This is a genomic window from Halorhodospira sp. 9628 (genome assembly GCF_022228075.1).
Classification (GTDB): domain Bacteria; phylum Pseudomonadota; class Gammaproteobacteria; order Nitrococcales; family Halorhodospiraceae; genus Halorhodospira; species Halorhodospira halophila_A.
Genome location: NZ_JAJNRF010000002.1, coordinates 154,526 through 178,118, shown reverse-complemented (window position 1 = coordinate 178,118; position 23,593 = coordinate 154,526). Strand labels below are relative to the sequence as shown.

At 69.7% G+C, this 23,593-nt stretch carries 14 protein-coding genes; all 14 read right to left on the bottom strand.

Annotation, left to right across the window (positions count from 1 at the left end):
• Nucleotides 1-83: 83 nt before the first annotated feature.
• Nucleotides 84-2,378 (bottom strand): NADP-dependent malic enzyme, encoded by a 2,295-nt coding sequence (locus tag LRG10_RS03280; RefSeq protein WP_201169856.1) that lies wholly within the window; start codon nucleotides 2,376-2,378, stop codon nucleotides 84-86.
• 72 nt (nucleotides 2,379-2,450) lie between these two features.
• Nucleotides 2,451-3,245 carry an alpha/beta fold hydrolase gene (locus tag LRG10_RS03275; RefSeq protein ID WP_238634704.1) on the bottom strand — a complete coding sequence of 265 codons (795 nt, stop codon included), beginning with the start codon at nucleotides 3,243-3,245 and terminating at the stop codon, nucleotides 2,451-2,453.
• Between the two features lie 15 nt (nucleotides 3,246-3,260).
• Nucleotides 3,261-8,099 carry an NAD-glutamate dehydrogenase gene (locus tag LRG10_RS03270; protein WP_238634703.1) on the bottom strand — a complete coding sequence of 1,613 codons (4,839 nt, stop codon included), beginning with the start codon at nucleotides 8,097-8,099 and terminating at the stop codon, nucleotides 3,261-3,263.
• Nucleotides 8,100-8,192: 93 nt separating this feature from the next.
• Nucleotides 8,193-8,657, bottom strand: a complete 465-nt coding sequence (locus LRG10_RS03265; protein WP_201169863.1) for an SCP2 domain-containing protein — start codon at nucleotides 8,655-8,657, stop codon at nucleotides 8,193-8,195.
• Nucleotides 8,654-9,565, bottom strand: a complete 912-nt coding sequence (locus tag LRG10_RS03260; RefSeq protein WP_238634702.1) for a U32 family peptidase — start codon at nucleotides 9,563-9,565, stop codon at nucleotides 8,654-8,656. The genes LRG10_RS03265 and LRG10_RS03260 overlap by 4 nt, the downstream gene beginning before the upstream one ends.
• Before the next feature lie 19 nt (nucleotides 9,566-9,584).
• On the bottom strand, nucleotides 9,585-10,580 hold the full coding sequence (locus LRG10_RS03255) for a peptidase U32 family protein (RefSeq protein ID WP_201169867.1): 996 nt from the start codon (nucleotides 10,578-10,580) through the stop codon (nucleotides 9,585-9,587).
• Between the two features lie 350 nt (nucleotides 10,581-10,930).
• Nucleotides 10,931-12,703, bottom strand: a complete 1,773-nt coding sequence (gene lpdA, locus LRG10_RS03250) for a dihydrolipoyl dehydrogenase (protein WP_201242980.1) — start codon at nucleotides 12,701-12,703, stop codon at nucleotides 10,931-10,933.
• A gap of 96 nt (nucleotides 12,704-12,799) precedes the next feature.
• Entirely contained in the window at nucleotides 12,800-14,182 is a 1,383-nt protein-coding gene (gene aceF, locus LRG10_RS03245) for a dihydrolipoyllysine-residue acetyltransferase (RefSeq protein WP_238634701.1), read from the bottom strand.
• Between the two features lie 2 nt (nucleotides 14,183-14,184).
• Nucleotides 14,185-16,860: a pyruvate dehydrogenase (acetyl-transferring), homodimeric type gene (aceE, locus tag LRG10_RS03240; RefSeq protein ID WP_201169874.1), complete on the bottom strand. Its 2,676-nt coding sequence runs from the start codon at nucleotides 16,858-16,860 to the stop codon at nucleotides 14,185-14,187.
• A gap of 137 nt (nucleotides 16,861-16,997) precedes the next feature.
• A complete protein-coding gene (locus LRG10_RS03235; RefSeq protein WP_201169876.1) occupies nucleotides 16,998-17,639 on the bottom strand; it encodes a DUF502 domain-containing protein in 642 nt (213 codons plus the stop codon).
• Between the two features lie 69 nt (nucleotides 17,640-17,708).
• Entirely contained in the window at nucleotides 17,709-18,773 is a 1,065-nt protein-coding gene (gene fba, locus LRG10_RS03230) for a class II fructose-bisphosphate aldolase (RefSeq protein WP_201169878.1), read from the bottom strand.
• A 33-nt stretch (nucleotides 18,774-18,806) separates the two neighbouring features.
• On the bottom strand, nucleotides 18,807-20,240 hold the full coding sequence (pyk, locus tag LRG10_RS03225) for a pyruvate kinase (protein WP_201169880.1): 1,434 nt from the start codon (nucleotides 20,238-20,240) through the stop codon (nucleotides 18,807-18,809).
• 35 nt (nucleotides 20,241-20,275) lie between these two features.
• Nucleotides 20,276-21,460 (bottom strand): phosphoglycerate kinase, encoded by a 1,185-nt coding sequence (locus LRG10_RS03220; protein ID WP_201169882.1) that lies wholly within the window; start codon nucleotides 21,458-21,460, stop codon nucleotides 20,276-20,278.
• 50 nt (nucleotides 21,461-21,510) lie between these two features.
• Nucleotides 21,511-23,517, bottom strand: coding sequence for a transketolase (tkt, locus tag LRG10_RS03215; RefSeq protein WP_238634700.1), 2,007 nt, complete (start codon nucleotides 23,515-23,517; stop codon nucleotides 21,511-21,513).
• Between the last annotated feature and the right edge of the window lie 76 nt (nucleotides 23,518-23,593).

Here is a 23,593-nt window from a genome sequence, read left to right as displayed (position 1 = left end):
GACCGGCGGGCAAACGAGAGGCCCCGGGCCACTTAGAGTGGCCCGGGGCCTTTTTCGTACCCCCTTCTGCCGCCGCCCCGGCGCTACGTCTGCTTCCCGGCGTCCACAGCCTCGGTCATCTGCGCCTCGACCACCGACAGGGCGGTGAGGTTGACGATGGCCCGGACCGTCGAGGACGGCGTTAGCAGGTGGGCCGGCTTGGCGGTCCCGAGCAGGATCGGCCCCACCGAGACACTGTCGGTGGTCGCCTTGAGCAGATTGAAGGAGATGTTGGCGGCGTCCAGCCCGGGCATGATCAGCAGGTTCGCTTCGCCCTCCAGCTGCGCATCGGGGAAGATGCGCCGCCGCACCTCCTCGGAGATCGCCGCATCGCCGTGCATCTCGCCCTCGACCTCGAGGGCCGGGTCCCGATCCTGGATCAGCTCCAGGGCGTGGCGCATCTTTTCCGCCGATGGCTGCGACGAGGTCCCGAAGTTCGAGTGCGAGAGCAGGGCCACCTTCGGCGTGGTTCCGAAACGGCGCACCTCATCGGCGGCCAGCAGGGTCATCTCGGCAATCTCGTGGGGGTTGGGATCCTGGTTGACGTAGGTGTCCGCCAGGAAGAAAGTCCCCTTGGGCATGATCAGCACGTTCATGGCCGCCAGGTTCCGCACCCCACGGCGTCGACCGATAACGTCCTGGATATGCTGCATCTGCCGCTGGTAGCGCCCCTCGATACCGCCGACCAGGGCATCTGCATCGCCCAAGTGGACCATCAGCGCACCGATGACGGTATTGCGCGTGCGCACCACGGTCCGTGCCCGCGCCGGGGTCACACCGCGGCGGGCCATCAGGTGGTAGTACGCCTGCCAGTAGTCGCGGTAGCGCGGGTCGCCCTCCGGGTCGACCAGCTCGAAGTCCTCGTCGATCTGCACGCGCAGGCCGAGCTGACGCAGCCGCTTCTCGACCACTCGCCGCCGCCCGACCACGATGGGCCGCGCCAGATTCTCGTCCACGACCAGCTGCACGGCGCGCAGGATGCGCTCCTCCTCGCCGTCGGTGTAGACCACCCGCTTGGGCTGCTCGCGGGCGCGCTCGAAGATCGGCTTCATCACCAGGCCCGACTGGAACACGTACTGCTGCAGCTGCAGCCGATAGGCCTCGAAGTCGTTGATCGGCCGGCAGGCAACCCCGCTCTCCATGGCGGCGTGGGCCACTGCCGGCGCCACGCGGCTGATCAACCGGGGGTCGAACGGCTTGGGGATCAGGTAGTCGGCCCCGAAGCTCCAGGGCCGCCCCCCGTAGGCCGCCACCACTTCCTCGGAGGACTCCTCGGTGGCCAGGTCGGCGATGGCCTCCACCGCGGCGATCTTCATCGCCTCGTTGATGGCGCTGGCGCCCACGTCCAGCGCCCCACGGAAGATGAATGGGAAGCACAGGACGTTGTTCACCTGGTTCGGATAATCCGAGCGGCCGGTGGCGAGCACCGCATCGGGACGGGCCTCCCGCGCCTCCTCGGGGAGGATCTCGGGGACCGGATTGGCCAGCGCCATGATGATCGGCCGATCGGCCATCAGATTGACCATCTCGGCGTTGAGCACCCCCGGTGCCGACAGGCCCAGGAAGATATCCGCACCCTCGATCACTTCACGCAGGCTCCGCGCGGCCGTCTCCCGGGCGTAGCCCTCCTTGCGCGGATCCATGTACTCCTTGCGCCCCTTATAGACCACGCCCTTTCGATCAGTGACGGTGATCTGCTCCCTGGGCAGGCCCATGGCCACCAGCAGGTCGAGGCAGGCGATAGCCGCCGCCCCGGCACCGGAGCAGACCAGGGTGACGTCCTCCAGGCGCTTACCCACCACGCGCAGGCCGTTGCGGATGGCCGCGGCGGTGATGATGGCGGTGCCGTGTTGATCGTCGTGGAAGACCGGGATGTTCATCCGGCGCTTGAGGGCCTCCTCGATCTCGAAGCACTCCGGCGCCTTGATGTCCTCCAGGTTGATGCCCCCGAAGGTCGGCTCCAGGGCGGAGACGATGTCGACGAAGCGCTCGGCGTCCGGCTCGTCGACCTCGATATCGAAGACATCGATGCCGGCGAACTTCTTGAACAGGACGCCCTTGCCCTCCATCACCGGCTTCGACGCCAGCGGACCGATGTTGCCCAGTCCGAGGACGGCGGAGCCGTTGGTGATCACCGCCACCAGGTTGCCCCGGGTGGTCATGGCGGCCGCCTCGCGGGGATCGTTGACAATGGCTTCGCAGGCCGAGGCCACGCCGGGCGAGTAGGCCAGGGCGAGGTCACGCTGGTTAGCCAGCGGTTTGCTGGGGATGACCTCGATCTTGCCAGGGGTTGGCTGTCGGTGGTATTCGAGGGCGGCTTCTTTGAAGTCGTCGGACATATAAATTCCCTTGGGGTGTTGAATCAGCCCAGTATAGGGTGAGCTTGATGCTTGCTTCCAGGGTGGCCGGGCCTACCGGGCCGGGTAGGTCCGCGCCAGGAAACGCTCCACGGCAGCCGCGAAGGCCTCGGGCTGCTCGGCGTGCAGCCAGTGACCAGCGCCCTCCAGGGCCTCGAACTCGGCCGCCGGAAAATACCCGGCCGCGGCATCCCGGTGCCGGACCGGGTCGAAGTAGTCAGAGGCCGTTCCATAGAGGAACAGTGCCGGGCCGTCATAAGTACCCGCCAGATCCGGAAAACCCTGGATATCCGGCACCGCCTCGGCGAGGAGCTGCAACGGGATACGCCACTGGTAACCACCCCCGGCGGCAGGGACCAGGTTGGTCAGCAGGAACTGGCGGACCGCCGGCGACGTGATCTCGGCCGCCAGGGCGGCATCCACCTCGCGCCGACTGGCGGCCCCGGCCACATCGACCCGTTGCAGGGCGGCGATCACGGTGGCGTGCTCGTGCCGGTAGGCCACCGGAGCGATGTCTGCGGCGACCACCGCCGCCACCCGCCGAGGCCGGGTCAGGGCGAGGGTCATGGCCACCTTGCCGCCCATGGAGTGGCCCAGCACGGCCACCCGCTCAACACCCTCGCGATCGAGCAGCGCCTCCACATCGGCGGCCAGTGCCGGGTATTCCATGCCCGGCCGATGCGGTGACCGGCCGTGGTTGCGCAGATCCGGGGTCAACACCCGGTAGTCAGCGGCGAAGCGGCGGGTGAAGCGGTTGAGGTTGCCGCCACTGCCGTAGAGGCCGTGGAGCAGGAGCAGCGGCGCCCCCGCACCGCGGGTGGTCAGGGAGAGTTGCACCGGTTCGCGCATAGGACCTCGTATGATTCAGGACTCGGGGAGACGGCGGGCATCGCCCACCTGGACCAGCGCCTTGAGCTCCTGGACGGCCACGGCCAGGACGGCGCCGCCCGGCGCCGCGCTCTGCTGCACCTCGGCCAGCACGGTCTGCAGGCGCTCCAACGCCACGCGCCGCTCGCCCAGGAAACCGTCGACGGCCGCCGGATCGGCGCCGCGGGTCGCCACCAGCTGCGCCGTCAGGCCGCGCAACTGGAGATCGTAATCCGCCACCAGCCCCTCGCGGAAGCGCACCTGCCAACCGTCATGGGCCTCGAGCCGCTCCAACCGCCGACGCAGACCCGCCAGGCCGAGGCCCTCGACCAGACGGAAGTGGCTGGCTGCGATGGCCAGGATGTCGGCCCCGGTGGATTCTGCCACCTTCACCCAGTCCAGCGCCGGGTAGAGCTCGGGCAGGGTCGCCATCCGCCGCGCCAGCCCCGGCGGCAGGCCGGCCTGCTCGAGCCGCTTTCCCTCGGCCGCCAGAGCCTCCGCCCGAGCGGCGGGCAGCAGATCGCTGAGGTGCTCGTTGAGCCGCTGCAGGCTCGGCCGCACGCGAGATACCGCAGCCGCGGCGCCGCCCTCGGCGTCCCCGAGCCCGGCACCGAGGTTGCGCAGCAGCCACAGCGTCGCGTGCTCGTGGAGTTCTCGCACCCCCTGGAGCAGGCCGGTGACCACGCCGTGGTCCACCTCGCTCGCCCGCGCCTCGACACCCTCCCAGGCGGCGTCGAGCGCGAACATCGCCTCGGCCACGAACCACGCCCGCACCACCTCCGCCACCTCGCAGCCCGAGCGCGCGGCCAGCCGCGCGCAGAAGGTCTCGCCCATGCGGTTGACCACCCGGTTGGCGGCGGCGGTGGCCACCAGTTCCCGGCGCAGACGGTGGCCGCGGACGCGCTCGGCGTAACGCTCGCCGAGCGCCGGCGGGAAGTAGTCGAACAGCAACGGCTCCATGAACGCCTCACCGGGCAGCGCCGAGGCGCGCAGTTCGCGCTGGACGACGATCTTGGCGTAGGCCAGTAGTACCGCCAGTTCGGGCCGCAGCAGCCCCAACTCCCGCGCGGCCCGCTCGGCCAGTGCCTCATCGTCGGGCAGCCCCTCGAGGGTCCGATCGAGAACGCCGTCACGCTCGAGCCGGCGCATCAGCTCGGCGTGCTCATCGAGCCGCGCCGTGGCCTCGGCTTCGGCCAGGCTCAGGGCGCCGGCCTGGGCGCGGCAGGTCTCGAGGACCCGTTCCGCCACCTCCTCGGTCATTTCCGCCAGAAGCGCATCACGGTGACGGCCGGTGAGTTCGCCGTCGTCGCGGGCTTCGTTAAGCAGGATTTTGATATTGACCTCGTGGTCGGAGCAGGCCACACCGCCGACGTTGTCGATGGCGTCGGTGTTGATCCGGCCGCCGGCGGCGGCGTACTCCACCCGCGCCGCCTGGGTGAAGCCCAGGTTGCCGCCCTCGCCCACCACGCGGCAGCGCAGCTGACGCGCGTCGATTCGCACTCCGTCGGTGGCCTTGTCGCCGACCTCGGTGTGGCTCTGCTCCCGGGCCTTGACGTAGGTACCGATGCCGCCGTTCCAGAGCAGATCCACCGGGGCGCGCAGCACAGCCTGGATGAGCTGGTCCGGGGTCAGCTCAGCGGTCTCAATGCCGAGCGCCCGGCACGCCTCGGAGGAGAGCGAGACGGACTTGGCACTGCGCGGATAGACGCCGCCGCCGGCGGAGATCCGCGCCGGATCGTAGTCCGCCCAGCTAGAACCCTCCAGAGCGAACAGCCGCTGACGCTCAGCGTAGGCAAGCGCCGCGTCCGGCTGCGGGTCGATGAAGACGTGCCGGTGGTCGAAGGCGGCCACCAGGCGGATCTGCTCGGAGCAGAGCATGCCGTTGCCGAAGACATCGCCGGACATGTCGCCGATGCCGACTACTGTCAGAGGCTCGCGCTGGACATCGCGACCAAGCTCGCGGAAGTGCCGCCGCACCGACTCCCAGGCACCGCGCGCGGTGATGCCCATCGCCTTGTGGTCGTAACCGGCCGAGCCACCCGAGGCGAAGGCATCGTCCAACCAGAAGCCGTGGGCCGCCGAAACGCTGTTGGCCAGATCCGAGAAGCTAGCCGTACCCTTGTCCGCCGCGACCACTAGATAGGGGTCGTCACCGTCGTGGCGGAGCACCCCTTCCGGCGGCACCACCCGGCCATCGCGGAGGTTGTCGGTAACCTGGAGCAGCGCCTCGATGTAGGACCGGTAGGCGTCGCGGACCGCTTCACGCTGCGCCGCCCCGGCGCCGGGCAAATCCTTGACCACGAAACCGCCCTTGGCCCCGACCGGCACGATAGCGGCGTTTTTGACCATCTGCGCTTTCATCAGCCCGAGCACCTCACTGCGGAAATCCTCGCGCCGCGTCGACCAGCGCAGCCCGCCGCGGGCCACCTCGCCGCCGCGCAGGTGAACCCCCTCGAAGGCCGGGGCATAGACGAAGATCTCCGCCCACGGCACCGGCCGCGGCAGGTCGGGGATACTGGCCGGATGCAGCTTGAGGGCGAGCGGTGCCCCTGTCGCGGCGGTGTAGTGGTTGGTGCGGGCGGTGGCCTCCAGCGCCGCCAGCAGCTGGCGCAGGATCCGATCCTGATCCAGGCTGGCCACCCCCTGCAGCGCCTCGCGGATGGCCGCCGCCTCGCCGCCGACCCGCTCGGCGTCGGCGCGTCCGGGGTCGAAGCGGGCGTGGAAAAGGGCCACCAGCAGCGCGGCGATGCGCGGATGCGCCGCCAGGGTCTCGGCCATGTAGGCCTGGGAGAAGGTGCTCCCGATCTGACGCAGATAGCGGGCATAGGCACGCAGCACAGCCACCTCGCGCCAGTCCAGGCCAGCGGCCAGGACCAGGCGATTGAAGCCGTCGCTCTCGGCCGCCTGTGACCAGACGGCGCCGAAGGCGTCGCGGAAACGCTCGCCCACCGCCTGGGGGTCGCACCCCCCCACCCCCTGCCAGCACAGACCGAAATCGTGAATCCAGCAGACCGGAGCACCGGTGGCGGCGACCTCGAAGGGTTGCTCGTCCACCACCCGCAGGCCCATGTCCTCGAACACCGGCAGCGCGTCGGAAAGGCTGGCCGGGCGTGCCCCGTGGAAGAGTTTGAAGCGCAGCGCCCCAGCACCGGCCTCCACGGGCCGGTAGAGGACCATCTGCGGGCCCGCGCCGCGGTTCACGCGCTCGATCCGCTCTACGTCCTGGGCCGCCACCCGGGCGGGCACCCCCTCCTGGTAGGCCACCGGGAAGGCGTCGGCGTAGCACTGCGCCAGGCGACTGCCCTGTTCCTCGCCGAGCCGCTCGTGCAGAGCCTCCTGCAGGCTGTCGGCCCACGAGCGCACGGCCTCGGCCAGACGCCCCTCGAGAGCGCACAGGTCGACATCGGGCACGCCGCGCCCGGGCAGGGGCAGGATGAAGCGGATGCGCGCCAGGAGCGACTCGCCGATCTGGACGCTGAAATCGCTCTCGGGCGCCCCCAGGGCCTGCTCGAGGCGGGCCTGGATGCGCCGCCGATTGGCCGTGTCGTAGCGCTCCCGCGGGACGTAGACCAGGCAGGAGGCGAAGCGCTGCCAGGGATCGTAGCGCACCAGCAGGCGCACCCGCGGGCGCTCGCGCAGGTGGAGCACGGCGCGAGCGATGCGCTCGAGTTCGTCAACCTCGATCTGGAAGAGCTCGTCCCGCGGGTAGGTCTCAAGGATGTTGAGCAGCGCCTTACCGGCGTGACTCTCGGCCGGGTAACCGGCGCGCTGAAGGACCGTGGCCACCTTGCGGCGCAGCAGCGGAATCTCCTGAGCGCTGCGGTAGTAGGCCGCCGAGGTGTAGAGACCCAGGAAACGGTGCTCGCCCACCACCCGCCCCTGCGCATCGAAACGTTTGACCCCGAGGTAGTCCATGGGGCCGGGACGGTGCACCGGCGAGCGGGCGTTGGTCTGGGTCAGGATCAGCGGCTCGGGCTCCAGTGCGCGCTCCTGCACCTCCGGGGCCAGAGCGGCAAAGCGCAGCGAGGGGGTCGCCGGCGCGTGACGCAGGATGCCGCAGGCCCGGTCCGGCTCCGGCACCAGGCAGAGGCCGTCGTCGGCCTGCTCGAGGCGGTAGGCCCGGTAGCCGATGAAGGTGAAATGGTGCTCGGCCGCCCAACGCAGAAAGGCGTCCACCTCGGCCCGGTCTGCGGCGGCGAGCCCGGGTGGCGGACACTCCTGGAGCTCGTCGGCGGCAGCCAGGAGCTGGCTGCGCATCGCGCGCCAGTCGTCGACAACGGTGGCGACGTCGTCGAGGACGGCCTGCAGTCGCCGATGCAGGGCATCAAGCTCCTCGGGGGCGGTGCGCCGATCCACCTCGAAGTGCATGAACGCGGTCAGGGGGGCATCCGCGTCGTCCACCGCCGCGACGCCCTCGCCCCCTTCCTGGCGGCGCACGGCGAGCACCGGGTGGAACAAACGGTGGATGGCGAGCCCCTGCTGCTGCAGGGCCATGGTCACCGAATCGATCAGGAAGGCACGGTCGTCGACGACCAGGTCGACGACGGTGTGACGGCTCTCCCAGCCGTGCTGCTCCGGGTCCGGGTTGTAGACGCGAATCGCCGCCTGGCCTGGCGGCCGGCGCCCGGCCAGGCGCCAGTGGGCGACGGCGGCGCCGAGGAGGTCCTCGGGATCCCGATCCTCGAGATCCTCGGCCGCGACCCGGGCGTAATAGCGCGTCACGAAACGCGCCAGATCGTCCGCCTGTTGTCGGGGCCAGCGCCTGCCGATCCGCTCGCCCAGGCGTCGACGCGGATCGTCGCTGCCGCCGCAACCCCGCTCACCAGCACCGCTCATCACCTGCCCCTCTGTCCGCCAGCACCCCCACCCCGCGGGGCGCGCCACTCCACTGTAGTGGCTCGGGGGGCACCGCGGCCAGGGAGGCGGCCGCTACACCTTGACCTGGGCAGCGGCCGCCTCGAGGGCGCGGCACAGGGGCCCGGGCAACCGGTGGCGGGGCTCGTAGCTCTCCAGCAGGTTCTTCACCGACAGGCCCAGGGCAACATCGCCCTCGACGCTAAGCCGCCGGCGGAAGAAGAGCATGTCCGGGTCGGCAGCGCCGCCGGCCAGCGCCAGGAACGCGGCGGCATCTCCACGGATGGTGACATCCGCCCCAGCGGGCTCGGCCGTGGCCAGTCGTCCATCGCGGAGGGTGAAGCCGTAGGCCAGCCGGGCGTCGGTGACCTCCAACGCCAGCGTCCGGTCGACGAGGATCTCCAGCTCGCCGTCGGCCAGCGCGTCCGCCAGCACCTGCTGCAGAACCGCCGGCACCACGGCGGCATTGACCGGCCCGGGCACGAAGCGTAGCGGTGCCAGTAGCAGCGGCAGGGCCTGATCGAGCTGCGGTCTCTTCATCGGTCTGCCTCCGCCATCCCCGGCTCGGGGGCCTTGCGGGTGTGTCCGGCCTCGCCCCACCAGTAGCCGTCGCACTGCTGCCCCGGCTCCGGCTCGTGCAGCGTCGCCGGCTCGCCGGCGATCGCGGACCGGAAAGCGGCCACCACCTGGTCCATGGCACCGGGGCGTGGTGAAAGGCGCACCGCGCTCACGCCCATCTGCTGCATGTCCGGGATGGCCGGGAGCAGATTGGCGCAGCCCCAGGACTGGGTCTGGATACCGTTGATGACCAGAAACGGCTCCCCGGCCCGGGTGGTCACCGGCAACCCCTCGGGGTGGTGACCGCAGACAAAGCCGCAGTCGTCCTTGGGGCGGTCGTAGTGCCGGGCCGAGAAACACCGGGCCGAGAAGGCCAGCGGCTGGCGGCCGTAGGCGAAGACCTCGGTCTCCATGGCTTCGCCGTCGAGTTCGGTGAGTTCGCCGAGCACCCCGCGCAGGGAGTCACCGGGCAACTCCATGGGCGGCACCCAGCGCACCGCGCCGGCGCGCTGCATGGCACGCAGGGCGCGACCGCTGTAGAGGTTGAGGGTCGGCCCGGCGACAAAGGGGAGGCCGCGGCGCTCCAGTTCGCTGACCGCGGTGAAGTCGTTGGCTTCGACCCGCAGCTCGCCGTTATCGCACAGCCGACGTACCACCGACGCCTCGGAGCGCGCCTCGACGAGGCTCAGGGTGGAGAGCACCACCTCGTGGCCCTCCTCGGCCAGCTCGCGGCCGAGACCGATCCACTCCTCGGGACGCAGCTCGCGGCGGCGGCCGCAGACTGTCTCACCCAGGTAGAAGGTATCGACCCGCCCGCTCAACCCGTCGTAGAACCGGCGGATATCGGCCGCCGGCCAGTGGTAGAGAATCGGCCCGATCGCGATCTTCATCGGCTTGCCCTCTCGCCGGTCACTGCCAGTTGCGCTCGTAGGGGCCGAGGGTGGTGGTGGCCCCCTCGGAGAACTCGCGCAGGGCCGCCACCTGCGCCGGGTCCGGGGTGTAGTCGCCCTCGGCTTCGGGGATGCGGTCGATGAGCTGTCGCCAGATGCGGGTCACCTTACCCACGTAGGCCGGGCTGCGCTGGCGTCCCTCGATCTTGACCGCGTGGATGCCGGCGCGCTTGAGCCGCGGCAACAGCTCGGCGGTCTCCAGGCTGGTGGGCGACTCGAAGGCGTGCTCCAAGGCCCCCTCGACGTCGTAGCGCCCCTTGCAGATGGTCGGATAGCCCGCCGGCTCGTCGGGCGCGAAGCGGTCGATGAGCAGCCCACCGAGCCGCGCCTCGCGGCCCTGGGGGGTCTCCTGCCACTGCACGGCCCACGCCGGCGAGCACGCCCCCACGGTATTGGGCGATTCGCCGGTGGCGTAAGAGGAGAGCAGGCAGCGCCCTTCGGCCATGACGCACAGCGAGCCGAAGCCGAAGACCTCGAGCTCGACGTCGGTATCACCGGCCAGGGCCTCGACCTGCTGGATGGAAAGCACGCGCGGCAGCACGGCGCGGCTGACCCCGTAGCAGCGCTTGTAGAAGTCGAGGGCCTCGGGGGTGGTCGCCGAGGCCTGGACGGAGAGGTGCAGGCCCAGATCCGGCCACTGTTCAGCGGTGTACTCGAGCAGGCCCAGATCGGCAACGATGACGGCGTCGGCGCCGATGCGGGCGGCTTCGTCGATGGAGCGCTGCCATTGCGCCCATCCACCGGCCTGGACGTAGGAGTTGACGGCGACGAGGACGCGCACGCCCCGCTGATGGGCGTGCTCGACGCCCCGTGCGGCCTGCTCCGGGGTAAAGTTGAGCCCCGGGAAGTGGCGTGCGTTGGTCGCATCCCGGAAGCCGATGTAGACCGTGTCGGCCCCGTTGTCCACGGCGGCGCGCAGGGCGGTCAGGTTACCGGCCGGGCAGAGCAGTTCCATGGGTTCCTCCGTCGCTCACCGACTAACCGATGCATTCTAACCGATCGCCGGCCTGAGCGAAGCCTGCCGCTACGCCTGAATGGCGCCGAGCCGCGCGGATTGCGGGGATGGCCCCTGCCGGGTGCGGCGTCATTGAGCGCGCCGAGCAGCGCAGCCGTCGCGGGGGGCCAGCGCGAACCTTTGCCGGTTCGCGCTGGTCAGCGAGGTTTTGTCCGAGCGGCGCTTCAGCGCCGCGAGTTAAGCGAGCGGCCCCGCGGCGGTGAGCAGCGCAGGGGACCCCGCAGGGGCGCGCTCGTTCGACGCCGCACCCGGCAGGGGCCATCCCCGCAATCCGCGGCGACGAGCGGCAGCTACTTGCGCTTTTTCGGCGGCAGCAGATCGGTGATGCTGCCGCTGGCCATCTCCGCCGCCATGGCCACCGTCTCGGAGAGGGTCGGGTGGGGATGGACGGTCAGACCGATGTCGTGGGCATCCGCCCCCATCTCCAGGGCCAGGCCGATCTCGCCGATCAGATCGCCGGCACCGGGGCCCACGATGCCGCCGCCGATCACCCGCCCAGTGTCCGCATCGAAGAGGATCTTGGAGACGCCATCGCTGGCATCGAGCGACAGCGCGCGACCGTTGGCCGCCCACGGGAAGGCCCCCTTCTCGTAGGCGATCCCCTCGGCCTTCGCCTGCTCCTCGGTCACCCCCACCCAGGCGACCTCCGGATCGGTGTAGGCCACCGAGGGGATGGCCCGGGCGTCCCAGGCGCTCTTCTCCCCAGCGATCACCTCGGCGGCGATCTTGCCCTCGTGCACCGCCTTGTGGGCCAGCATGGGCTGGCCGACGATATCGCCGATGGCGTGGATGTGCGGCACTGCGGTGCGCATGTGCTCGTCCACGCTCAGGCAGCCGTCATCGCCCGGCGTCAGTCCGGCGGCCTCAAGGCCGATACCGTCGCTGTTCGGACGGCGGCCCACCGCCACCAAGACGCGATCGAAGCGGTCACTCTCCGGGGCATCCGCACCGCTCAAGGTGACCGTCAGCGACTTCTTGTTCGCCTTGACCCCGGTCACCTCCGTGTTGAGGTGGATCGCCTCGCAGCGCTTGGCCAGGCGCTTGCGCAGGACCTTGACCAGATCCGGGTCGGCCCCGGGCATGAGCCGGTCGGAGAGTTCGACCACCGTCACCTTGCTGCCCAGCCCGGAGTAGACCGAGGCCATCTCCAGGCCGATGATCCCGCCGCCAACCACCAGCAATCGCTCGGGGATCTCCTCGAGCTTGAGGGCACCGGTGGAGTCCATCACCCGCGGGTCGTCCACGGCCAGCGACGGCGGGATCGCCGGCCGCGACCCGGCGGCGATGATGCAGTGCCGGAAACTGATGGTCCGCGTTCCCTCCTCACCGGCCACCCGCAGGTGGTGGGCATCGGCGAAGGTCGCCTCGCCGGTGACCACCTCAACCTTGCGCTGTTTGGCGATGCCGGCCAGCCCCTGGGTCAGCTGCTTGATGATGCCGCGCTTCCAGTCGTTGAGCCGCTCCAGATCGATCTTCGGCTTACCGAAGGCGATCCCGTGGGCGGCGAACTGATCCGCCTCGTCCACCACCTTGGCGGCGTGGAGCAGCGCCTTGGAGGGGATGCAGCCGACGTTCAGGCAGACGCCGCCGAGGACCGGGTACCGATCCACCAGCATCACCTTCAGCCCCAGGTCGGCGGCCCGGAAGGCGGCACTGTACCCCCCCGGCCCCGCGCCGAGGACGACCAGGTCGCAGTCCGCCTCCTGCGGGGCATCGGTGGCGGCCGCGGCCACCCCTTCGTCCGCCGGGGTCTGCTCGGCGGGTGCCCCGGTGGCGGCCCCACCGGCCGCGCCCTCGCCGGCAGCCGGATCACCGCCGGCGGCCTCTTCCGCCTGGAGGGTCAGGATCGGAGACCCCTCGGAGACCGTATCGCCCACCGCCACGTGCACCTCACGCACCACCCCGGCCGCGGATGCGGGCACCTCCATGCTCGCCTTGTCGGATTCCAGGGTGATCAGTGATTGCTCGGACGCGACCCGATCCCCCGGTCCGACCAGCACCTCGATGACCTCCACGGCCTCGAAGCCGCCGATATCCGGTACCTTGACCTGTTGCTCAGCCATGCCGTGCTCCAATCCTTGCCGAGTCCGCCGGCGCAGCACGCCGGCGCTGGTTTGCGCGGGGGCGGCCGGCGGCCGCCCCCGCCCGCTGGGCGCCCCTTACAGCACCAGCCGGCGCAGGTCGCCGAGGACCTGGCTCAGGTAGGTGGTGAACCGGGCGGCCATGGCGCCGTCAATGACGCGGTGGTCGTAGGAGAGCGACAACGGGAGCATCAGCCGCGGTTGGAAGGCCTGCCCATCCCACACCGGCCGGGTCTCCGACTTGGAGACGCCGAGGATCGCCACCTCCGGGGCGTTGACGATGGGCGTGAACGCCGTACCACCGATGCCACCGAGGCTCGAGATGGAGAAACAGCCTCCCTGCATGTCCGCCGGAGAGAGCTTGCCGTCGCGGGCCTTGGCCGAGAGGGCGCCGAGGTCCTCGGCGATCTGCAGCACACCTTTCTGATCGGCGTCGCGCAGGACCGGGACCACCAGCCCCTCGGGGGTGTCGACGGCCACGCCGATATGGCAGTAGTGCTTGATGATCAGCTCCTGCCCGTCCGCCGAGAGGCTGGCGTTGAAACGCGGGTACTCGGCGAGGGCCGCGGTGGCCGCCTTGACCAGGAAGGCCAGCGGGGTGAGCTTCACGCCCCGGGCCTCGGCCTCCTTCTTCAACGACTGGCGGAAGGCCTCCATCTCGGTGATGTCGGCTTCATCGAACTGTGTGACGTGGGGGACATTCAGCCAGCTGCGGTGCAGGTGCGGCCCCGAGAGCCGCTGGATGCGGGTCAACGCCACCCGCTCCACCTCGCCGAAACGGCTGAAGTCCTGCTCGGGGATCGGCGGGATCCCGGCCCCTTCGCCGGCCGGGGCGCCGGCGGCGGTACCCGTTGGCGGGACCTCCTGGCCCTGCATCACGCGCTTGACGTAGGCCTCCACGTCCTCGCGCCGAATACGCCCCTTGCGTCCGCTGCCGCTGACGCGCCCGAGGTCGACGCCGAGCTCGCGGGCGTAGCGACGAACCGAAGGGCTGGCGTGGGCGGCGCGGTGGCCGTCGCGATCGATCGGCGGCTGCCCGCCGCTGGACGCGGCGGGGCCTGTGCCGCTGCCCGCCGGGGCGGGCGCAGGGGCCACCGGCGCCGATCCGCCGGCCGGCTTCTCGCTTCCGGACGATCCGGCCGTTTCCTCGGCCGGGGCGCCCTCAGCGGCCGGGGCCTCGGCCGGTGCCGCCGGCTCAGCCGGCCCGGATGCGGCATCGGCGGCGGCCGTGTCGACGGTGGCGATCACACTCCCCTCGGAGACCATATCACCGACGGCGATGTGCACCGCCCGGATCTCGCCCCCGACCTCCGCCGGCACCTCCATGCTCGCCTTGTCGGACTCGAGGGTAATCAGCGACTGCTCCGGCTCGATCCGGTCCCCGGGCGCGACCAGGACCTCGATCACCTCCACGGCCTCGAAGCCGCCGATATCCGGTACCTTGAGCTCCTGTTCCGCCACGGTCACACCTCCCACGGGTTCGGGGCATCCGCCGCCAGCTGGTACTTGCCGATGGCCTCGCTGACCTTCCCGGCCTCGATCTCGCCCTCATCGGCCAGGGCGTAGAGGGCTGCCGCGGCGATGTGGTAGCGATCCACCTCGAAGAAGCGCCGCAGCTTCTCGCGGGTATCCGAGCGGCCGAAGCCATCGGTCCCCAGGGACCAGAACTTGCGTCCGATGTAGGGACGGATCTGATCCGGGTAGGCGCGCATGTAGTCGGTGGCGGCAATGGCCGGGCCACTGTAGCCCTCCAGGCACGCCTGCAGGTACGACTGCCGACGCTCGGACTCCGGGTGGAGGCGGTTGCCCCGGGCGCAGGCCATGCCGTCGCGGGCCAGCTCGGTGAACGAGGGGCAGCTCCAGATATCGGCATGGACGCCGAAATCGCCAGCGAGCAGCTCCGCGGCGGCGATCACCTCGCGGAAGATGCTCCCCGAGCCCATCAGCTGCACCCGCGGCCCCTTCTTCTTGGGGCCGGCGCGGAAGAGGTACATGCCGCGGCGGATGCCCTCCTCGGCCCCCTCGGGCATCGCCGGATGGGTGTGGTTTTCGTTGTAGACGGTCAGGTAGTAGAAGCAGTTCTCCTGCTCGGCGTACATCCGGCGCAGCCCGTCCTGGACGATCACCGCCAGCTCGTAGTCGAAGGCCGGGTCGTAGGAGACGCAGTTGGGGATGGTCGAGGCGAGGACGTGGCTGTGGCCGTCCTGGTGCTGCAGCCCCTCGCCGTTGAGGGTGGTCCGGCCGGCGGTGCCACCAATCAGGAAGCCCCGGGCCTGGATATCCCCGGCGGCCCAGCACAGGTCCCCCACCCGCTGGAAGCCGAACATGGAGTAGAAGATGTAGAAGGGGATCATGTTGACGCCGTGGTTGGCGTAGGCCGTGGCCGCCGCCATCCACGAGGACATGGCACCGGCCTCATCCAGCCCCTCCTCGAGGATCTGCCCGGTCTGCGCCTCGCGGTAGGACATCAGCTGATCGGCGTCCTCGGGCTCGTAGAGCTGCCCCACGTTGGAGTAGATGCCGAGCTGACGGAACAGCCCCTCCATCCCGAAGGTGCGCGCCTCGTCGGGGATGATGGGCACCACCCGCTGGCCGATCTGCTTGTCGCGGGTGAGCACCGTCAGCGCGCGCACGAAGGCCATGGTGGTGGACAGCTCCCGCTCGCCGCTGTCCTTGAGCAGCGCGTCGAAGGCGGAGAGCTGCGGGACCTCGAGCGCCGGCGCCCGCTCGTAGCGCACCGGCATGTAGCCGCCCAGGGCCTGCCTACGCTCGTGGAGGTAGCGCATCTCCGGGGCGTCGTCATCGGGCTTGTAGAAGGGCGTCTCCTTGAGCTGCTCGTCGGGGATGGGGATCTCGTAGTGGTCGCGGAACCGGCGCAGGGCGTTCTCACCCATCTTCTTCTGCTGGTGGGTGATGTTCTGCCCCTCGCCGGCCTCGCCCATGCCGTAGCCCTTGACGGTCTTGGCCAGGATCACGGTCGGCTGCCCGGTATGGTTCACCGCGGCGTGGTAGGCCGCGTAGACCTTGTGCGGGTCGTGGCCACCGCGGTTGAGCCGGTAGATGTCGTAGTCGGACATGCCGGCGACCATCTTCTCCAGCTCCGGGTACTTGGCGAAGAAGTGCTTGCGGGTGTAATCACCGCCGCGCGCCTTGAAGGCCTGGTACTCGCCGTCGACGGCCTCCTCCATGCGCTGCTGCAGCAGCCCCTCGTGGTCAAGCTCGAGCAGCGGATCCCAGCGCGAGCCCCAGATCACCTTGATCACGTTCCAGCCGGCGCCGCGGAACTCGCCCTCGAGCTCCTGGATGATCTTGCCGTTGCCGCGCACCGGACCGTCGAGGCGCTGCAGGTTGCAGTTGACCACGAAGATCAGGTTGTCGAGCTGCTCGCGGGCGGCCAGGCCGATCGAGCCCATCGACTCCGGCTCGTCCATCTCGCCGTCGCCCATGAAGCACCAGACCTTGCGGTCTGCGGTGTCCTCGATCCCGCGGTGGTGCAGGTACTTCATCATGCGCGCCTGCTGCACCGCCTGGATCGGGCCGAGGCCCATGGAGACGGTGGGGAACTGCCAGAAGTTGGGCATCAGCCAAGGGTGGGGATAGGAGCTGATGCCGTCGCCGTCGACGTCCTGACGAAAACCGGCCAGCTGCTCGGCGCTGAGCCGCCCCTCGAGGAAGGCGCGGGCGTAGATCCCCGGCGCGGAGTGCCCCTGGAGGAAGACCAGATCGCCGTCCTGCTCCTCGTTGGGCGCCCGCCAGAAGTGGTTGAAGCCGACCTCGTAGAGGGTGCAGGCCGAGGCGTAGCTGGCGATGTGCCCGCCGATGCCGTCGTGCTCACGGTTGGCGGCAACCACCATGGCGATGGCGTTCCAGCGCACCAGCGCCCGGATACGCCACTCCAGGTGGTGATCGGTGTACTCCGGCGGGCGCACCTCGAGGTGCCGGGGGATGGTGTTGATGTAGCCGGTGGTGGCCTTGAAGGGCAGATGGCCGAGCCGGCGCCGGCCCTTGCTGACCAGGTGCTCGAGGATCTGCTGCGCCCGCTCGGGCCCCTCGTGCTCGATCACCGCATCCAGGGCGTCGAGCCACTCCTGGATCTCCTCCGGATCCGGATCGTCGCGCAACTCGGGTATCGATTTCATGGTCCACCTCCTGGTTAAGAGTCGCCGGGACCCACGGGGCGCGACACGGCGGGTGGCCGTCCCGCACCCGGCGGCCTTGTGGGCCCCCGGGGGATCCCCGCAGACGGGCGAGCTTTGTTGTTCTTGTCGTCGCTAGGTCACGGCTGCCTCTCCGCTCCCTCGGGCGGTTCCTCGAGCAGCTCGTCGAGCGAGGCGCTCTTGCGCGTCGACATCCCCGCGGTGACCGCAAAGCGCATGGCGTCCTCGACACTCATATCGACGGGCTCGACCACCGAGGCCGGAACCAGCAGCGTGTAGCCACCCACCTGGTAACTCATGGGGGTGTAGACGGCGATGGTGTGCTCGTCACCGAGCCCTTCGGCCACCCCCGCCCACTGCCTGCGCGTCACCACGCCGAGCACCCGGTAATCGCTACCGGGCAGCGGCACCGTGACCACCTGGTCGCCCAGCTCCTCGGCCCGGGAGACAAACCCGGTCAGGTCCTGCACCGCCCCGTAGATGGTCTTGACCACCGGCAGCTGCAGGAGGATCTGCTCGAACCACTCCCACAGGCGGCGCAGAAGGTAGAAGTTGAGGAGGACGCCGATGGCGAAGATGCCGGCCAGTGCCAGGGCCACGCCCAGGCCGGGGTGATACCAGGTCTCGGGGATGATCAGCTGCACGACGCTCCCGAGCGCCCGCTCGGCGGTCATGATCAGCCAGTAGAGAAGATAGAGGGTGACGACCGCCGGCAGAACCGCCAGCAGCCCCTTGAGGAAAATACCGCTAATCCTGCGCATGGTATTGCTCCCCGCTGGCTTGCCGGGGCGCCGTGGCGCCCCGGCAAGGCTCTGGGGACAGCTCCCGGTTCAGCTCACCTTGGGGGCGAGCTCGCCGGACTCGTAACGCTCGACCATGGTCTCGAGGGGGACCGGCTTGATCTTGGACGCCATCCCCGCCGAGCCGAAGGCCTCGTAGCGGGCCTTGCAGATCTCCTTCATAGCCTCGGTGGAGGCCTTCAGGAACTTGCGCGGGTCGAAGTTGGACGGGTTCTCGGCCAGGTGCTTGCGCACCGCGCCGGTGGAGGCCAGGCGCAGGTCGGTATCGATGTTGACCTTGCGCACCCCGTTGCGGATGCCCTCTTGGACCTCCTCGACCGGTACGCCGTAGGTCTCGGGGATCTCACCGCCGAACTGGTTGATCAGCTCCAGCCACTCCTGCGGCACCTGGGAGCTGCCGTGCATGACCAGGTGGGTGTCCGGCAGGCGCTGGTGGATCTCCTTGATCCGGCTGATGGCCAGGATGTCGCCCGTGGGCGGACGGGTGAACTTGTAGGCGCCGTGGCTGGTGCCGCAGGCGATGGCGAGGGCGTCGACATGGGTATCGCGGACGAACTGCGCCGCCTCCTCCGGGTCGGTGAGCAGTTTGTCCTTGTCCATCTTGCCCTCGGCCCCGACGCCGTCCTCCTTGCCGGCCTCACCGGTTTCGAGGGAGCCGAGCACGCCGATCTCGCCCTCGACCGAGACACCGCCGGCATGCGCCATCTCGGCAGCGCGGCGGGTCACTCCGGCGTTGTAGTCATAGTCGGCGGGGGTCTTGCCATCTTCCTTCAGCGAGCCGTCCATCATCACCGAGGTGAACCCGGACTGGATGGCGCGCATGCAGGCACCGGGGTTGGCACCGTGGTCCAGGTGGACCACCAGCGGGACGTCCGGATAGGACTCCACGGCGGCCTCCATCAGGTGCCGATAGAAGGGGACGCCGGCGTACTTGCGGGCCCCGGCGGACGCCTGGACGATAGCCGGGCTATCGCACTCCTTGGCCGCCTCCATGATGGCGTGGAGCTGCTCCATATTGTTGGCATTGAACGCCGGCATGCCGTAGCCGTGCTCGGCTGCATGATCGAGCAGCTGTCGCAGGGTGATCATCGCCATAGTCTCGACTCCTCCGCTATCTGTGCATTCACTCTAGAGATAATCGTCCACGCAGACGATGCGCAACGTGTTCGTACCGCCCGCGGCACCGAGCTCCTCGCCGTGGGTGACCAGGACGTAGTCGCCCTGGTTGACCAGTCCCTGACGGGAGAGGCGCGCCAGTAGCCGGCTCTTGAGGGCGTTGAGGTCCTCCTGCTCGGCATCGAACTCCAGCGGATAGACGCCGCGGTAGAGGGTCACCCGCCCCCGGGTCTCCGGGTGGCGGGTCAGGACGTAGATCGGCAGCCCCGAGCTAATCCGCGACATCCACGAGGCCGTTCCCCCGGATTCGGTGATGGCGATCAGCGCCTTGATGGAGAAGTGGTTGGCGGCGTACATCGCCGCCATGGCCACCGTCTCGTCGACCTGTGTGAAGTGCTCGTCCAGCCGGTGGTGGGAAACCGTCACCGTGCGACTGCGCTCGGCCGCCCGACAGACCCGGTCCATGGCGGCCACCGTCTCGGCCGGGAACGAGCCGGTGGCGGTTTCGGCCGATAGCATCACGGCGTCGGTGCCGTCCCGCACGGCGTTGGCCACGTCGAAGACCTCGGCCCGCGTCGGGATGGGGTTGTCGATCATCGACTCCATCATCTGCGTCGCCGTGATGGCCACCCGGTTGCGAGCCCGGGCGGTCTGGATGAGCTGCTTCTGGACCTCGGGCAACGCAGCATCGCCGATCTCCACGCCGAGATCGCCGCGGGCGACCATGATGGCATCGGCGGCATCCATGATCTCCTCGGCGGCGTCCAGTGCTTCGGCGCGCTCGATCTTGGCCACGATCCCGGAGCGCCCACCGGCCTCGGTGAGCAGCCGCCGGGCCTCGTGGATGTCGTCAGCGCACCGCGGGAACGAGACCGCCACGTAATCGGCGGCCAACTCGGCGGCCGTAACGATATCGACCCGGTCCTTGTCGGTGAGCGCCGGTGCGGAGAGCCCGCCACCGCGGCGGTTGATGCCCTTGCGATCGCTGAGTTCACCGCCAACCTGCACGGTGGTGTGGACGGCGGTCCCCTCGATGCGCTCGACCCGGACCACCAGGCGGCCGTCGTCGAGCAGCAGTTCGTCGCCGGGATGCAGGTCATCCGGCAGGGCCCGGTAGGCGACCCCGACGCGGGTGTGGTCCCCAGCATCCGGATCCACGGCGGGATCGAGGATGAAGGGGTCGCCGCGGCGCAGCTGGATCGGGCCATTGCGAAAGCGCTCGATGCGGATCTTCGGCCCCTGCAGATCCACCAGCACCCCGACACGGCGACCATGGGCCTCGCCCCAGGCGCGCACGGCCTCGACCCGCTGGCGGTGGTCGCTGGCCTCGCCGTGGGAGAGGTTGATGCGCACCACATCCACCCCGGCGGCGAGGACGGCCTCCAGGCCCTCGGGCCGGTCCGTCGCCGGCCCGAGGGTCGCCAAGATCTTGGTTCTGCGGGGCATCACGCCACCGGCTCCCTGACTGAGTACCGCGTCGATCACGAATGCGCCGCCGCGTGCTGCTCGAGGGCCGCAACACCGGGCAGCTCGCGACCCTCGAGGAACTCGAGGAAGGCGCCACCGCCGGTGGAGATGTAGGAGACCCGCTCGGTGATGCCGAACTGCTCCACGGCGGCCAGGGTGTCACCGCCGCCGGCGATCGAGAAGCCGTCACTGGCGGCAATGGCCTCGGCCAGTGCCTCGGTACCGCCGGCGAAGGGCGCCATCTCGAACACGCCCACCGGGCCGTTCCAGACCACCGTACCGGCATTGCGCAGCATGCCGTCGTAGCGGGCACGGGTCTTCGGCCCGACATCGAGGATCATCTCGTCGTCGGGCACGGCCTCCACCGGGTGGACGCTGGCCTCGGCGTCCGCGGAGAACTCCCTGGCGGTGATCACATCCTCGGGGATCGGGATCTCGCCACCCTTGGCGCGGGCCTCTTGCATCAGGCGCTTGGCGGTTTCGACGAAGTCAGCCTCATAGAGGGACTTGCCGACGGAGTATCCCGCCGCGGCAATGAAGGTGTTGGCGATCCCGCCGCCGACAATGAGCTGATCCACCTTGTGAGTGAGCGCCTCCAGCACCTGCACCTTACCGGAGACCTTGGAGCCGCCGACGATGGCGATCATCGGCCGGGCCGGGTTGTCCAGCGCCTTGCCCAGGGCCTCCAGCTCGGCGGCGAGCAGCGGACCGGCACACGCCTCGGGCGCGAAACGGGCCACGCCGTGGGTGGAGGCCTGGGCACGGTGCGCGGTGCCGAAGGCATCCATGACGAAGACATCGCACAGTGCCGCCATGCGTCGGGCCAGATCCTCGTCGTCCTTGGTCTCGCCGGGCTGAAAGCGCACGTTCTCCGCCAGCGCGACGCCGCCCTCGGCAACGTCGACGCCATCGAGCCATTCACGCACCACCGGCACCTCGCAACCCAGGATCTCGCCCAGGCGGCGGGCCACCGGAGCCATCGAGGCCTCGGCGTCGTATTCGCCCTCCTTGGGCCGCCCGAGGTGGGACATCACCAGCACCCGGCCACCGGCCTGCATGGCCTGGCGGATGCTCTCGGCGGCAGCGCGCACGCGGGTATCGTCGGCGACCTGGCCCTCCTTGATCGGGACGTTCAGGTCCTCGCGGATGAGCACCCGCTTGCCCGCCAGGTCGAGATCGGTCATGCGCTTCGCTTTCACGGCCACTCTCCTCTAGTCGATTCTGGTTCTGCGCCCGCGGGCGGGGGCCCTCAGCCGAGGACCCGCCGGCCCGCATCAGCCACGCTGTCCGCGGTCAGGCCGAAGTGCTCGTAGAGTTCCGGCCCCGGCGCCGATTCGCCGAAGGTGTCGAGGCCGACTACGAGGCCGCACTGACCGACCCAGCCCTGCCACAGGCCGGTGGCACCGGCCTCGACGGCCACCCGCGGTACATCACCGGGCAGCACCTGCTGACGGTAGGCCTCGTCCTGCGCGCAGAACGCCTCGACACAGGGCATGGAGACCACGCGAACGCTGCGCCCCTCGCCCTCGAGACGGTCCCGGGCCGCCATGGCCAGATCCACCTCGGAGCCGGTGGCCAGGATGACCAGCTCGGGCTTGCCGGAGCCGGCCTCCTTGAGGACATAGCCACCGCGGGCGATGGACCGGGCTTGGTCGCCGCTGCGCTGCTGCGGCTCCATGCCCTGGCGCGACAGTGCCAGCACGCTCGGTCCGTCCTCGCGGGCGATGGCCGCCGCCCAGGCCGCTGCAGTCTCCTGGGCGTCACACGGACGCCAAACGTGCAGGTTGGGGATCAGGCGCAGACTGGCCAGCTGCTCGACAGGCTGGTGCGTGGGTCCGTCCTCGCCGAGGCCGATGGAGTCGTGGGTGTAGATCATCACCACCCGCTGCTTCATCAGCGCCGCCATACGCACGGCGTTGCGGGCGTAGTCGGAGAAGATCAGGAAGGTGCCGCCGTAGGGGATGAACCCGCCGTGCAGGGCGATGCCGTTCATGATGGCGGTCATCCCGAACTCGCGCACGCCGTAAAAGACGTAGTTGCCGTCGGGCTGCTCCTGGCTGACCGTCGAGCAACCGTCCCACCAGGTGTTGTTCGAGCCTGTCAGGTCGGCGGAACCGCCGAGCAGCTCGGGCAGTTGCGGCCCGAAGTGACCGAGCACCGCCTGGGAAGACTTGCGGGTGGCGTCCTTCTTGCCGCCGGCGAACTTCTCCAGGCCCTCGGCAACCAGCTCTTGCCAGTTGCCCGGCAACTCACCGCGCATCCGCCGCTCCAGCTCGTCGGCCAGCTCGGGGTGTTCCTTGCGGTACGCCTCGAGGCGCTCGCCCCACTCCTGGAGCAGCTGCTCGCCACCAGCACGCGCATCCCACGCCTTGTAATGGGCTTCGGGGATCTCGAACGGGCCGTGCTCCCAGCCCAGCTGCTTGCGGCAGGCGGCGATCTCCTCTTCGCCCAAGGGGGCACCGTGCACGCCAGCGGTGCCGCACTGATTGGGCGCACCGAAGCCGATCACCGTCTTGCAGTCGATCAGCGTCGGGCGGCTGGTATCGGCGCGCGCCTGCTCGATGGCCTGCCGCACGGCCTCGCCGTCGTGACCATCCACCGGGCCGATCACCTGCCAGCCGTAAGCCTCGAAACGCTTGCGGACATCCTCCGTGTACCAGCCCTCGACGTTGCCGTCGATGGAGATGCTGTTGTCGTCGTAGAAGGCAATCAGCTTGCCCAGCCCCAGGGTGCCGGCCAGCGAGCACGCCTCATGGGAGACCCCCTCCATCAGGCAGCCGTCGCCCATGAAGACGTAGGTGTAGTGATCGATGATCTCGTGGCCCGGGCGGTTGAAGCGCGCCGCCAGCATCCGCTCGGCCAGCGCCAGGCCAACGCTGTTCGCCAGCCCCTGGCCCAGCGGCCCGGTGGTGGTCTCCACGCCCGGCGTGTAGCCGTACTCCGGGTGCCCCGGGGTCCGGGAGTGCAGCTGGCGGAAGTTCTTGAGGTCGTCGGTGGTGAGGTCGTAGCCGGTCAGATGGAGCAGCGCATACTGCAGCATCGACCCGTGACCATTGGAGAGGACGAAACGATCGCGGTCGAACCAGCCCGGCCGCTGGGGCGCATGGCGCATGTAGTCCCGCCACAGCACCTCGGCGATGTCCGCCATACCCATCGGTGCCCCCGGGTGGCCGGAGTTGGCCTTTTGGACAGCGTCCATGGCCAGGGCGCGAATGCCGTTGGCGAGCTCTCGTCGGCTCAGTTCGGTCGACGCCATGTTCTACCTCCCTCAATGGAATATTGTTCTGTTGCGGCTCGGGTCGAGCGTGCCGCCATACTGCCCCGAAACTTTA